Source organism: Oscillatoria nigro-viridis PCC 7112 (assembly GCF_000317475.1).
Lineage (GTDB): Bacteria > Cyanobacteriota > Cyanobacteriia > Cyanobacteriales > Microcoleaceae > Microcoleus > Microcoleus nigroviridis.
This window is the reverse complement of the sequence record NC_019764.1, coordinates 1-13,097: the sequence shown is the minus strand read 5'-3', so window position 1 is coordinate 13,097 and position 13,097 is coordinate 1. Positions and strand designations below refer to the sequence as shown.

The window sequence follows — 13,097 nt, the reverse complement described above, 5'->3', positions numbered from 1 at the left end:
TAACTCTGGGAATTGAAGAGTTGACAATTCCCCAAAGTTATGCTAAATTAGTAAAGCTTCTACTCGCTGAACTTGTTTGAGATTTGGAGGCACAAATAGTATGCGATCGCGGCAGCGACTTGCACCGACATAATAAAGTCGGTGGTACTCTTTAAGTTTCTGTTTGCTGCTCAAATCTTTGCCGATTAACAATCTGCTAAAAAGGTCGCTTCCGTCAATACCAACTTCATCAAAAGTGCTGCCTTGCGAATTGTGAATTGTCAAAGCAAAGCAATTGTCAATTTCAGCAAACAAGTCATCTTTGAACCAGTAGTATTTCCTCCAAAGGAATCCATTCCGTTTGGCACTCTTGAGCTTTTCTTTAAGTTCAGCCTGGTAGCGCTTATTTTCGGACTCGTGCAGGACAAAGATTTGCCGCAAGAAACCGCCATCAGTCACAATCTTTAACAGCCAAACTCGATAGCCGCAGTGCTGGTTAATCTCAACTTCCTTGACGGTAAATTCTGTTGAAGTAGGCAAAATTACAGTTTTGCCGTCGGGTGCCATAACGGGCTTTTTGGTAATTAACCTTTCTCCCGGTACAAATCTGGGTGCAGCTTGACCGTAGACTTGTTCTCTGATAAGGTGATTGTAGTATTTGACTCGTTTGTTAGTCCAGCACAAAATTCTGAAGCGATCGGGATTTTGACTAAATTCTCGATCGATAGTTTTGACTGCATATTGCAGCAGCGTTTCTGATTTGACTTTGAATGCACCGTTTGACTTGTCTCCTTTTTTGTATTTGGAATGCGGCAAAAATATGTCGGTTTTGCTATTGACAAAAGAGCGGCATTCTGTTATGAAATCGAGCACAGGGCTTTCCCCTGCTTGCCTGACAACTTGGGTCAGTACAGCTTTATTGGCAACGCTAAAAGCAGGCGACTTTTTTTCTCCTACAGGATTGAGTTGAGCGGGGTCGCCCATTAAAATTAGCTTGCGGTGATTGAAGAACGTGCGTTCAAAATTGCGTTCTATCCATTTCCACAATTCGCTTCCAACCATCGAACATTCGTCGAGGAAGATGATATCGTAGAGGTGAAGGCTGCTGGAACTTGTCTGTGACAAGGCTTTTTCTTGTTCTTTTCTGACCATGCCCAATCCTAAAAGTTGGTGTATTGTCATAAAATCTACTCCGAAAATGCCTTGAGACGCTGCCATTTTTCTGAGGATGCCGACTGCTTTGTTAGTAGGTGCTGTGAGGGCAATGCGTTTGCTTTGACTCAAGAGTTCTTTGATAATTTGGAAGACGATTGTGGATTTTCCAGTTCCTGCGTAGCCGCACAACAAGAAGAATGACTCGGTAGTGGTTAGAAAGGTTCTCAATTTGTCGAGGGCTTGCTGCTGTTGCGGTTTGAGCGTGAAGGGAAATTGTGTAAGTTTTTGGGGTGGTTCTAGTAAGGCTTGAATCATTAGTTAGTGTCCATTACTAATTTTGTCAACCTCTGATTAAGCGTTAGCTTGGTGGGGGAGTCTTTCAAGAGTAGGTTTTTTAGATTCCGGGCAAGGAAGAGGGGGAGAGGGGAAGAGGGGGAGAGGGGGAGACGGGGAGAAGCGAAAAAGCCCGGATTTCGACTTTTTATGCCTTTAAAATTCGCCTCTTACTTGCCCAAAATTTTCTAATTGTGAAAAACTTTTGAGAGGACAGGGGTGGAGAATGCGACGCTTATTAAGTATAGTTCTGGACGTACATACTCTATATTTCGGGTAAGTCCTGTTAATAAAATTTTTAAGACAAATAGGAAATTTTTCCGCTATTTTTTTCAGCAAAAAAGCACCATTTAACCCCTACGGAGCAATGGCTACTTCCCACTCATCTTCTAAAGGGCATCCTTTCTAAATCAAGTTCAACAACTTTTCTCAGAGCTTCTAAACGCTTGTTTAATGTTTTATGTCGGGGACATTCTACAGCGTACTCGTATTTAGCACCCGTATGTTGAAATTCGGAAATTTGGCAATCAATTAAATTGCTCAGATGGCCGACTAGCTTTTTGACAGGTATTAGCCACGCCTTAGCTAACGCTTTAGTGCGGAACCCAATCCAAGCTGTAAAGTAGGAGCCATCTTCGCTAATTTGATAAGCCACATTGGGCGATAATTTAACCAGGGGTTCGATTCGGGCAATACCCAAACCTTTGAGTTCTGTCAAGCTGTAACTTTGGATTTCTCCGCTGTTCCACTGGATTTGAAATGGACGCGGCTCTTCAACGTTTAAGTGTTGGACTGTTCCCATTCGTTGAACTCCTTTTCGGTGTTGTAAAATGCAATCTCCTTCTCTAAATCCGTAGAATCCTTGTTTCTTTGCTAGGTTTTCTAACTGCTGCTTCCAGGCTTCCTCCCAAGCTATGTCAAAGTCGAGAAGTTCGTAAGTTTCTTCGTTCAATTGTCGGGCTAGTTTTTCTTTTAACTGCTGTTTTTGAATTGGCATAGCGAGTTCTAAGAAGTTGTCGGGTATTTCGAGAGCTAAATGCGTTTTAGCTCGGATTCTGAGGTCAGTAACAGACAAATAGCTGGCAGCTTTTAATTGCTGGGGTGCAGGAATATCTATAGTACAACTTGTCGGGTAGCCGGGAAACAAGTTGATGGGAAAGAGATAAGATCGATCGAGAGTAGAGATGAGGATGTGTTCTTCAGTGAGCGATTCTACTTTGAAAGGAGTTGCATTACTAAATTGTATTTGCTCGGAATTAGCGAGTACGACGGTTGTGCAAGTTGGAAGTTCTCCAGCCGTTTTTTGAGGGATAAACTGAGGGACGATGGAGATTTTGAGGGCGCGGATTTCGTCGAGGTTGTAAGTCCAAGAAAATGAATCTGTGCCGGAACTTGCGTCCCAAGTAATTGTCACAGGTTTTTCAGTTTTGTTGAGAGAAGTAACAATACCGTATTGGTTGCCTGTTTTTACGATATCGTTTAATTTGAAGGGATGTTCTTCAGCAGGTGCGTCCGCGAGGAAAGGGAAAATTACTGCAATCACTTCTTGGATTTGAGCGGAGTGCTGGCTGGCTGATTCAGGAAAGGTGTCGTGGGGGTTTATAATGGGGTTGTTAGCGTCCATAACGGCAAGAAGTTGGTTATCGGTTAACTTCTCCCGTTAGGGGGTAGCTTTGAGTCAATTCTGAACAAATTAGATCGATACTTCGTTGATTTCATCCAAATCGATCGCATCCAAATTGATAGCTGTCGCTACTTTCTTCGGTTGAGATTTCAGATAAGCATTGAGCTCGATCGATGGTTGTTCTGTCTCTCGTTCAATGGCAGTCACAAGCCAATTTTGAGTTTGTCGGTGTTGCTTGCTATTCCAGGTAAACTGAACTTTTTGTGCTCTTTGAGTCGGGTGCAGTGCCAAAACAATCAGTTGCAGCTTGTGAGGCTCAAGCTCGAAGAATTCGGCAGCTACCCATAACTTTACTCGGTCTTGCCAAGTCAGTGCAGGATGGCGAATAGCCCATTCAATTAGTTTGGGTGTTCCTTTGACTAAACCCACATTTGCACGGACTTGGATCGCTTTAAAAAGAGGAGAAAGGGCAGACTTTTCTTCTGTTACTTTCCTTTTTTTTCGGTCTATTTTTGCTTGAATAGGAATGTCAACAAACAGTTTTCGCTGCGGTAAAAATAGTGAGGGCGATAGTTCTTTGAGCTGGAAAACCCACTGCTTGAACTGGGGGTAACTGTTGAGAATTGGCTCGACAGGTAAGCCCATTAAATTTTGCTTGACAAGCAGTTGCAAGCGTTTTTGTATGTAGTAAGGGACAAGAGGTGGCTCTTGTAGTTGGTTGCTATTAATAGTTCGATCGAGATCGGACAGAGTAAGAAGATACATTGCGAGCGAGCATAAAAGGCGCTCGCAATAGCGGCGATCGCCAGAAGTTAAAACTGAAAGATTGCGATCGCTCTTGACAGGAGTAAGACAGAACTGGGTCAGATATCTGCTGCCGGGGACGCTTGAGTCGAAACTCGGTAAAAGTCCTAAGTTATCCTGAGAATCAACGATTAAGATTAGTCTCCAATTTGATATGGGTTTGCAGAATAAGTGAAATTTTTTTGACGTAATTGTGGGTTTGCAGAAAAGATGAAATTCAGGTAATGACACCATAAGGGTTCCAGCCTTTGCATTTTGCAGATCAAATGAAATTAAAATGAAATTGGGTTGCCTCAAATTGAGAATTCGCATAGATAATGAAATTTTCCGACACATTTTACCTAAAAAATGAAATTTTCTGCTAACCCCAACCTTAACCAGATCCGATAGTGTATAAGTAGCGAGACAAATTAATCTGGGATGAGTCAGCCACAGAGACTGAAGCATTACAAAAATCTCCACCGCAGTGATAGCGAGCTACTCCCGGTCTTGACCACTTAATCTCCTGTTGACTTTAATCACACTTCTGGAATGGAGCAAGCGGCGAGATCCGGCTTCTCGGGCATGGCTTCATCAGGGCAACCTCTTCCATCCGAAGCAAGATTGAGGTTTGCTTTGCTGGCTAGCTTAAACGGTTAATTTACCCAATTTTTAGGCTGTTTAAACACCGGAAATCTATCTGGAGTTCTGACTATTTTTCCCTGTCAGTTTATCGACACTCTCAGAATTACATACGGCTGTCGGTCAGTTCTATAACTATCGGATAGCGTTGGAAAAACTCGAACCCTAACGAGTTTTGTATTGGGCTGTACCAGCAGATGTTTATCGCAACTTTCAGGATTGTTAATGAAAGGCTGCCGAATTAACTCGGCAGCACTTTCCTGTTATTTAAGCTGAGTGAGTTGAGTAATCCCGAGCAAAGCAGGCAAAATCGAATCAGGCTTATCTCCTGTTTTGAGAGCGATTTCTAAATCAAACAAAATCGAGAGCGATCGACTTAAACAGTTAGCTGATACTTCCTTAACCTCTTGCTTGAGGAAATACAGCCTTTTAGGATTACTAATTCCGCAAATACTGGCAATTTCACTATCAGAAAGTTTGCCGCCAGAATTCAGAGTAGCTTTTACCCACAGCCAAGTTTTAAACTGAGTTTGGAGAGTCGCAATAATTGCCAAAGGAAATTCGGCCCGAGACAGCAATTCATCAAGCAGCTTAATTGTCGCCAATGCTTGACCTTTTAAAAGAGCTTCCGCAAGTTGAAAGCTGCTGGCTTTAGTGGCTGCAACGAGGGCAAAAGCAGCTTCTTTCGTAATGCGAGCTCCCGCTGCATAAATAGCTAATTTCTCCAATTCACAGACCATTCTAGCAGAATCGTTGCCAATGGCTACTGCTAAATAGCTGACAGCATCTCTAGCAATTGAGAGATTCATCTGTTTAGCAGTAGTAGCGATCGCACTTTCAATTAAATCGGTACGCCAAGGGGGAATGAGATTAAATTCCAGAAGTTTACCAAACTGCAACAAATGCTTGACTGCTTTAAGCCGTTTGTCGATAACAGCAGCAGTGAAGACTAAGTGCGTTGTGGTAGGTAACTGAGGCAAGATTTGCAGCAATTCTAGTCCCAATTCTCCAAAATGCTTGAATCGCAATTTTCAACAACGATAAGTTTGCTTCCGCCGCCGAAAGGAACTGAAACAGCAGCAGAAAGGGCTGCATCTAGGAAAGAAGCATCGAAGCGGTGGATGTTGAAATCTCGCCAAAGAGAATGAGTTTGAGTCTTAAACTTTTCAACTTCTCGTTCAATTGCGTAGGCATCATTTCCAATTAGGATGCTAATCATGCTGCTAATTTCTCCTGCTGTTTGACAGTTACAGTAACAGAACGACCTAAAGCTTTAGTAACGATCCGCTGCACGGATTCAAGGTGACTCTGAAACTTATTCGCGTATTTTCTTTCTACTGCTAACACGCACGAATCAGCAGAAAGTTCGGCAATCTTAGCGCGGTTTAAGAGGGCGCGATTGCCTGGTTTTGCTGCTGCTACTACTTGCGCCCAAGTTGTATCGAAGTCGGGAGAATCTGCCTCTAGTTTTTGAGGGGTTCGATCGAATTTGTCATGCCGATTAGATTGGGAAGTTGCCGGCGATATCGTTTCCTTAACAGTGGACTTGTTGGATAGCATCAAGTTCAGCAAGCAAACTTCTAGCCAAGTCGCTGCATTTGTGCTAGTTCTCAATTGAATTTCCGATTTTTGCAATTGCGTACAAGCCGCATTAATTGTTTCAAAATCAAGATGAAGAGCGAGCGATCGCAGTTGTGAGTAGCTTACCGCTCCTGCAATTAAATTCTGGCATTGGCGCGTTGATTTGACAACGAGCAAATCTCTCATTACTGTTAGCAAACTACTGAGAATAATTTTCGGGGTTTTGCCGCTGTCAATGAGGGTTCTCGCAGATAGCAATACGCTTAAGGTATCGCCAGAATAAATGGCTTTAAGAAGGGCGATCGAGTCTTGCTCGCTGATGCTGCCAGATACTTCTGCAACTTGAGTTAGGGTAATTTCTGAATGGAGTAACGAAAGCTGAGAAAGTAATTGCAGGGCGTCTCTTAACCCCCCGTCAGAAATGCGAGCGATCGCGCGCATTGAATCAATTGTAATTGCAATAGATTCAGCATCGCTAATTTTCTGCAATTGTCCGACAATAGCATCAACTGGTAAGGCTCGGAAGTTAAAAGTTTGGCAGCGGGAGATAATTGTCGGCAGCACTTTATGTGCTTCAGTCGTACAGAGAATAAATACCACATGAGCCGGAGGTTCTTCAAGGCATTTGAGGAGAGCATTTTGAGCGCTGGTACTGAGTTGGTGGCACTCATCTAAAATCCAAATGCGGTAGCGGCTCATTGCTGGAGCAAAGTTGCTGTGTTCTATTAATTCTCTAGCATCATCTACGCCATTGTGAGAGGCAGCATCGATTTCAGTTACGTCTAAGTTGGAACTGGAATCAATAGTTTTGCAGTTTGAACATTCGCCGCAAGGAGTAGCGGTTGGTTTTTTGCTATTCAAACAATTGAGGGATTTAGCAAGGATGCGAGCGGTTGAGGTTTTGCCTGTGCCTCTGGGTCCGGTAAACAGGTAAGCTCGAGCAATTTTAGAGTCGGTGATGGCATTGGTCAAGGTGGTTTTGATGGTGTCTTGACCAACTAATTCTTGCAGGTTTTTGGGTCGGTATTTGAGGTGCAGTGGTTGGTACATTTTGAGTGGTTAGAATACTTCTGGTGACTATTCCCCGATAGGGGAGGCATTACTCAGCAGCAGTTCGATCCTTTTTGTCAAGTGGAGGTATTTGTGGTAGTCCCGATCGATCGCGAGTTACCTCAAAGAACTGCGTATTTTTACTTAAAGACCGTGCTTACGAACGCGATGTACGCAAGACTTTCAACATCGGTGAACGGTGTTGTGACAGTTGGGGTGCGGGATGTGGGTAACAATGCCCTAGATTTCTGCCGTAATGCCATCAAGTGTTGGGCGTCTTTGAGCAAAAACTCAATAATGCCAAACCCGGATTGAAAGAGAAGGTTCAATTAATACTTGGCGATATGACGGCTCCACCTATTAATAGAAGGAAATTTTGCCTAATTATTTTCGGCGGTAGTCAGTTTCTGCATCTCAGTACCGACGAGCAAAGGCTTTCTTGTTTGAACAATAGTCGCTGTTTGCTTGCTGACGAAGGTGTTATAGTTATATCCAATTCAAACCTCTCGCAAAAATCTGAGTACAACAGGACAGAAAAATCAGAACAACTTAACCATGAATGGATACTACAAGCTCAAGGCAAATGGGAAAATGGTGCGTATCAGGAAAATTTTAAACTCATTCCAACATCTCAAATGCAACAAGAATATTTGTTCGGTTGGCGTCTCTATCCTGTTAAAGATACTCACATGAAAAATTTGATAGAAAGTGCAGGTTTGCGATGTGTTACTCTGCCATCAAATCTGCCTATGCCACAGGGAAGATATATCTATATATGTAGGAATAATATTTAAACCAATAAAGCTGACAGGGTTATAACAGATGTATTTTAAGCTGTCACAATGAAGATCGAAAGTGCTGCGTTACTACACTTGCAAAACTTGACTCTCACCCGATTTGCAGCAACGCGCGATCGCCATCAACAATTCAGGAATATCCTCAGCAGAAATCTCCTTAATTGCATTCTCCACACCCGCTCCTTCCACCAGCTCCCCAGCTACCAGCGAACAAAAATGTTTGCGTGCTCCCGGAGCAATCTTCTGCATCGCCTGCAACAGGTTGTCGAGCATCTCGTCAGTTACACCCTTCTTGCCGTGCCTAAACTGCGACACAAGACTCTCGCTGACCCCAGCAACTCGAGCTAGGGCTTTGCCACTGATGTCATAACGTTTCAAAGTATTGTGGAAGGCTTCATAAATTAGCATTAAGATTTGTCACCTTAATTCACTGTGGGTGAATCTAGATTTACTATTGGTAAATGATTGGGGTCAAAATGGAGGTTTTTGATGAAGACTGACCTGCATCCACAGCTGCATAAAGCTTTTTGGCTGGGGAGGCAAAATTGGATGCTATTTAACTTTAGCAAAATTAGGAGGTTTGCCAACACAGATTGCCAAATTTTTAGCAAAAACTTCTCGGTAACCCTCGCAGGGACTTGGAAGATGTCAAAACAGGCATCGCCCAATTCCTCTCATATCGCTTGGAGGTGCACCGATGAGCGACATTAATCAGGCTCCCCAGACGATCGCCCAGACAATCGACTGGCTCCACAATTGCTTGGGCAGACCTGCGCTGCCGGAATGTCCCAAGGAATGCGAAAGGGACTGCAACGTTCCCGGAGGCAAAGCGCCTGCTTGGATAAACCAGAAAGGAAAAGCAGTCAAAGTCAGTTGGAAACCCTATCAAAAGCAATTGCCAACTCAGGCAAACTTAGCGAAGTGGTTCGCCCACACCACTGGCATCGGCACTCTCGGCGGCGGACCTAATACACAGGGCCACTACATCGCCTTTGTCGATCTAGATCGCAAAGAAAAAGTCTTCTCCTCGCCACAAGCTTTTGAGGCGCGCCTTGAACAGTGGTTCAACGACTACCCCCTCCTGAATGTCGCCCCTCGATTTCGCACCCCTTCGGGCGGATACCGAGTCATCCTCGCCTTCACAGAAGAACCAGATTGGACAGCCTTCAGCCTAGATCGAGACAGGTCCCGAATGGGCGAACTGCTTGCCCGAAACGGCGGTCACACCCTGCTGCCCCCTACTGTCGGCGCGAACGGCATCCCATACCGCTGGGAGTATTTTGTTGCATATCCGCCTACAGTTGCCAAACCGGAAGATGTTGGTATTTACCCAACACGGCAACAGCACCCGTCTGTTCCTGCCAACACCTCGCCCCGTTCTGTAGGAAGTTACGTCCCCGGCGCAATTCGCCTAGAAGACCTCATCTCCCCCCGCACCCTTGAAATTCTGACAGGTGGTGCCAAAACAGGCGATCGCTCCGACGCCCTGACCGCTCTCGCCTCCGAATGCTACGGCTGGCAAGAGTTCTGCCACCGCTACAGTATCTCCTACTCCGACACCACTGAAATTTTAGCCGAGTACGCCTGGGGGCAAATGGAAGACAGCAGCCGAGATCCCTACAAATGGCAGCGCATCCTCAAAACCATTAGCCCCTCCGCTTGCCAAACCGCCGCCGAATATCGCAGCGGAGACTCTGACAATTGCTGGAAAAAGATTTACCGGCTGGAGCCAGAAACCTTCCAGGCGAAATGCCCCCCTCACATTAAAGACAGGATTTTAGGAGAATGGGGTATCGACAAGCGCCCCAGGGCATCACCGACAGCGAGCCAGCAGCAGCTCAATTCTCAAAAGTTACAAGCAGATGCGCCAGAGAGCATCCCGCCAAACAACGGTGAGGTTACAGATAATTTTTACCCGCCGGATTCTGACAGTAAACAGAAAGAAAACCAGCTCCTCAAATATATCGATCGGCTCCTCGAACGGGGCAACATTCCCCTGTCAGAAAGAAGATCCGAGTGTGCCCAAATCGCTCAAGCTTTGGAACTCGACCCCAAATACGTCGAACAAATCGTTTTAACCCGACTGCAAGAATGGCAGTTCGCAGAAGTCGAAAGCGAAAAAACCCTTATTGAAGATTTAGTTAGCAAGCGCAAGCAGAGTCTCGACTTGCACCAAATTTTACCGCCTGAAATTGCCTCCATCCTGGCACAAATCGCTGCTGCAATGCCTACCAGCGCCGAACACCTGATGACAGTAGGTTGGTCAACCTTCGGCTGCGCGATCGGCACGGCCGCTGAAATTGTTGCTTGGCCTGGATTCAGACAAAAGTCCTGCGTGCTGTGGACGATCAGCACCGCCCGGTCGGGGAAGCTCAAAAGTCAAACTCAAGAAGTTATGGTCAACCCCATCCGGCTCTTGCAGCAGGACGCCAACAGCGAATACTGCATTGCCCTCAAAAGCTACAAAGAAGCACAAAAAGCCACCCAGCAAAATCGAGACCCCATCGGGCCGCCAGAAGAACTCCCGCCCCCACCCGTGCCCCGCGAGTATTGGGTTGAACACATCACTGTAGAAGCCCTGATCCGCACCATCAACGAAAATCCGCGCGGCTTCCTCGTCCACCGCGACGAAATCGACGGCTTCTTCAAAGCCCTCAACAAATATCGGGCTGGCAAGGGGGACGACGAAGCCTTTTACCTCACCCTCAACAACGGTGGCGGTCCCAAAGTCATCCTCATTGACCGCGATCGTCGAGTCGAGGTGGAGAGGTCGTGCGTCCCCATCACCGGCACCATCCAACGCAAGACGCTTGACGAAGAGATGACGCCCCGCAAAATTTCCAGCGGCTGGATGGCCCGGTGGGTAATCTGCTTGGCCCAGATGCCCAAACGGCGACGGACGCGACTTCCCTACCCCGACATTGACGCCTTTCTCAAAGACATCTACCACAAACTTTCCGTCCTCAAAATGCACTATCGTCCCGTTCAAAATGAGGAGACAGGCGAAGTGCTCAAAGATAAAACGAACCGCACTGTTTACCAGGGTTTTCCCATCACTTACCACCTCAGCGACTCGGCAGCCGACTACTACGAACAGCACTTTTTCAACCCGATGGTCGAGCGCGAAGAAGCTGAACTGAATGAAGGCTTCCAGCTAGCCATGTCCAAGTGGAGCGGGTACTGCCTGCGGATTGCCCTCATCCTGCATTGCTTGCACGAAATCTGCAAGTTAAAAAACCCGGACGGCACCCTCAAAACTTACTTGCAGTTGAAAGAAGAGTGGAAGCTCTCAGGCGGGGAACATTCCGACAAGCCTTTTGAGATTGAAATTCCTACCTCGATTGGGGCCGACATCATTCAAAAGGCGATCGCCACCAGCTACTTCTACATCAACCAGGCTGAAGTGCTTTACAAAGGGCAGCAGCAAGATGAGGACGATACAGTCCCGGTCATCCAGAAACTGATTCAGAAATCAGAAGAGTTGCGGGACACGGTTGCTGAAGGTTGGATCAGCACCCGCGAAGCATACCGCAACTGTCGCGAACTCGTTGCAGGAGCTAAACTGCGCCAGATGTCGAACACCGACTTTACGGCTGCGGTCTTCAATCAAATGGTTTCGATGAACCTCGGTGAAACGAAAAAGGTCGGCAAGTCTTTCAAGTGGCGGATTTTAAGATAATTGTTGCTCGGCCACGTTTTGGCGGTTATCTCATTTCATAAAAACCCTGCTACAAACACGAGCGTTGGGTTGATTCGCAAGTCAAAGCCAACAAAAAAGTTGCTACTGTTGCAGAATTTTTCGGAAATGGTATTAGTTGCAAGCCCGCAGAGCGATCGCGCGAACCGAGTTGCAAGTGCAGTCCAGGGTATTTGTGGCAACTTGCAAAAAATGCCGTCCTCCGACAGCAGCGATTCTTCCAAAGTCTTCCAGAGTAAGCGATTACGTTATCAATAATGACAGTTGTGACGATTCTCAACCGTCATTGACGATCGCGCTTCCCGCCTGGAGCGCTCTACACGGTGGGGCTGCTCGTACCGGAGTCAGAATCGTCAAAACCAGGTAGGGCATTCCTCAAACCGCATGATAGAAATCTGACCTTAGCGGGTACTTGCACTTCAATCGTCAAAACCAGGTAGGGCATTCCTCAAACCGCATGATAGAAATCTGACCTTAGCGGGTACTTGCACTTCAATCGTCAAAACCAGGTAGCGCATCCCTCTTGCCTTATGTGGAGTGAACTCGATCGCGAGAATCGTCAACCAGACTTACGCAAAACCTCTATATGTAAGGTGCGAAGTGATAGCGTAACGCATCAAACCACCACATTTTTTGTCGCGGAGTGAGTCGTGGTCAAAAATTTTGTAAAAAATCACCAATGATTCTTAAAAGCTAAAACCTTTACAGAGAGAACAGTTCACTATAATCGTCTTGCACGTTGGGCGAAATTTGTAACTGTTGGCAGCCAGGGCTAAAGCTGAGCATTGAAACCTTCGTCTGTTGCCTCCAGAAAGAAGCTGTGTTGAGAGAAGAGCGGAAGACAATAAAGCCCAGTCGGTTGTGGGCGATCGCAATTGTCACCGGATACCTAATTACCGCTAGTTTAAAAATTGCGTTGACGATTTGACGATAGGAAAGAAACTCCCGCAGAACAAGCTGTTCCCTCGTCAATAGCAGTTTCGACGATTGAAAATCGTCATTGACGATTCCTGGGCACATCCCAAGAGATTTACGATCGCCCGCAGGTCAGCGTACTGGTAACAGCGGCAACCTACAAACTGCTAGTTTGCCAAGCTGGACTTTTCAAAATCGTCAGAATCGTAGAAAACTCGCAGAACACCAAAATTTGTGTTGACGATTTGACGATTCCCTAAAACTCTTGCCCCGTAAGCACTTCAATCGTCAGTAATAGCTTTGACGATTTTGAATCGTCATTGACGATTCACTGTTGACGTTACTCACGGTAATCACATCAAGCGCCTATAGTCTCCTATTTTTGTGTTGACGATTTGACGATTCCCTAAAACTCTTGCCCCGTAAGCATTTCAATCGTCAGTAATAGCTTTGACGATTCTGAATCGTCATTGACGATTCATTGTTGACATTACTCGCGGGACTTACAAAAAGTTGTCAAGCAATCGTCAGAATCGTCAAA

The 13,097-nt window shown here is 45.8% G+C and carries 10 protein-coding genes and 1 pseudogene; 3 read left to right on the top strand and 8 right to left on the bottom strand.

Annotation, left to right across the window (positions count from 1 at the left end; genetic code table 11):
• Positions 1–42: 42 nt before the first annotated feature.
• The 3 genes from OSC7112_RS33935 to OSC7112_RS39140 all read right to left on the bottom strand — a co-directional run bounded on the left by OSC7112_RS33935 (position 43) and on the right by OSC7112_RS39140 (position 3,856).
• Positions 43–1,449: an ATP-dependent DNA helicase gene (locus OSC7112_RS33935; protein ID WP_015211825.1), complete on the bottom strand. Its 1,407-nt coding sequence runs from the start codon at positions 1,447–1,449 to the stop codon at positions 43–45.
• A 400-nt stretch (positions 1,450–1,849) separates the two neighbouring features.
• A complete protein-coding gene (locus tag OSC7112_RS35035) occupies positions 1,850–3,091 on the bottom strand; it encodes a hypothetical protein (protein ID WP_015211824.1) in 1,242 nt (413 codons plus the stop codon).
• 69 nt (positions 3,092–3,160) lie between these two features.
• The gene (locus OSC7112_RS39140) at positions 3,161–3,856 is read right to left on the bottom strand and encodes a hypothetical protein (RefSeq protein WP_150111776.1); all 696 of its coding nucleotides are present in this window, start codon (positions 3,854–3,856) and stop codon (positions 3,161–3,163) included.
• Between the two features lie 751 nt (positions 3,857–4,607).
• Here OSC7112_RS39140 and OSC7112_RS41525 point away from each other — a divergent pair.
• Positions 4,608–4,682 (top strand): annotated as a pseudogene (locus OSC7112_RS41525) (fatty-acid oxidation protein subunit alpha); the annotation flags it as partial.
• Between the two features lie 97 nt (positions 4,683–4,779).
• Here the strand turns inward: OSC7112_RS41525 and holA are convergent.
• From holA to dnaX, 3 genes are read right to left on the bottom strand one after another with little or no spacing between them, the layout of a single operon-like run.
• Entirely contained in the window at positions 4,780–5,544 is a 765-nt protein-coding gene (holA, locus tag OSC7112_RS33920; protein WP_263053648.1) for a DNA polymerase III subunit delta, read from the bottom strand.
• Positions 5,511–5,735, bottom strand: a complete 225-nt coding sequence (locus OSC7112_RS42085) for a DNA polymerase III subunit delta (protein ID WP_263053647.1) — start codon at positions 5,733–5,735, stop codon at positions 5,511–5,513. The genes holA and OSC7112_RS42085 overlap by 34 nt, the downstream gene beginning before the upstream one ends.
• On the bottom strand, positions 5,732–7,147 hold the full coding sequence (gene dnaX / locus OSC7112_RS33915; RefSeq protein ID WP_015211822.1) for a DNA polymerase III subunit gamma/tau: 1,416 nt from the start codon (positions 7,145–7,147) through the stop codon (positions 5,732–5,734). Before dnaX ends, OSC7112_RS42085 begins: the two co-directional genes overlap by 4 nt.
• Before the next feature lie 266 nt (positions 7,148–7,413).
• On the opposite strand from dnaX, the gene OSC7112_RS33910 reads away from it, so the two are divergent.
• A complete protein-coding gene (locus tag OSC7112_RS33910; protein WP_015211821.1) occupies positions 7,414–7,941 on the top strand; it encodes an SAM-dependent methyltransferase in 528 nt (175 codons plus the stop codon).
• Between the two features lie 72 nt (positions 7,942–8,013).
• Here the strand turns inward: OSC7112_RS33910 and OSC7112_RS33905 are convergent, their stop codons facing one another.
• Positions 8,014–8,352 (bottom strand): helix-turn-helix domain-containing protein, encoded by a 339-nt coding sequence (locus OSC7112_RS33905; RefSeq protein WP_015211820.1) that lies wholly within the window; start codon positions 8,350–8,352, stop codon positions 8,014–8,016.
• 289 nt (positions 8,353–8,641) lie between these two features.
• Between OSC7112_RS33905 and OSC7112_RS33895 the strand changes: the two genes are divergently transcribed.
• On the top strand, positions 8,642–11,623 hold the full coding sequence (locus tag OSC7112_RS33895; protein WP_015211819.1) for a DUF3987 domain-containing protein: 2,982 nt from the start codon (positions 8,642–8,644) through the stop codon (positions 11,621–11,623).
• 720 nt (positions 11,624–12,343) lie between these two features.
• Here the strand turns inward: OSC7112_RS33895 and OSC7112_RS33885 are convergent.
• On the bottom strand, positions 12,344–12,661 hold the full coding sequence (locus OSC7112_RS33885; RefSeq protein ID WP_041624002.1) for a hypothetical protein: 318 nt from the start codon (positions 12,659–12,661) through the stop codon (positions 12,344–12,346).
• Positions 12,662–13,097: the final 436 nt, after the last annotated feature.

Coding starts and splice junctions, on each gene's coding strand:
- OSC7112_RS33935 (WP_015211825.1), bottom strand. CDS start 1,449: ATGATTCAAGCCTTACTAGAACCACCCCAAAAACTTACACAATTTCCC.
- OSC7112_RS33905 (WP_015211820.1), bottom strand. CDS start 8,352: ATGCTAATTTATGAAGCCTTCCACAATACTTTGAAACGTTATGACATC.
- dnaX (WP_015211822.1), bottom strand. CDS start 7,147: ATGTACCAACCACTGCACCTCAAATACCGACCCAAAAACCTGCAAGAA.
- OSC7112_RS33895 (WP_015211819.1), top strand. CDS start 8,642: ATGAGCGACATTAATCAGGCTCCCCAGACGATCGCCCAGACAATCGAC.
- OSC7112_RS33885 (WP_041624002.1), bottom strand. CDS start 12,661: ATGTGCCCAGGAATCGTCAATGACGATTTTCAATCGTCGAAACTGCTA.
- OSC7112_RS39140 (WP_150111776.1), bottom strand. CDS start 3,856: ATGTATCTTCTTACTCTGTCCGATCTCGATCGAACTATTAATAGCAAC.
- OSC7112_RS42085 (WP_263053647.1), bottom strand. CDS start 5,735: ATGATTAGCATCCTAATTGGAAATGATGCCTACGCAATTGAACGAGAA.
- OSC7112_RS35035 (WP_015211824.1), bottom strand. CDS start 3,091: ATGGACGCTAACAACCCCATTATAAACCCCCACGACACCTTTCCTGAA.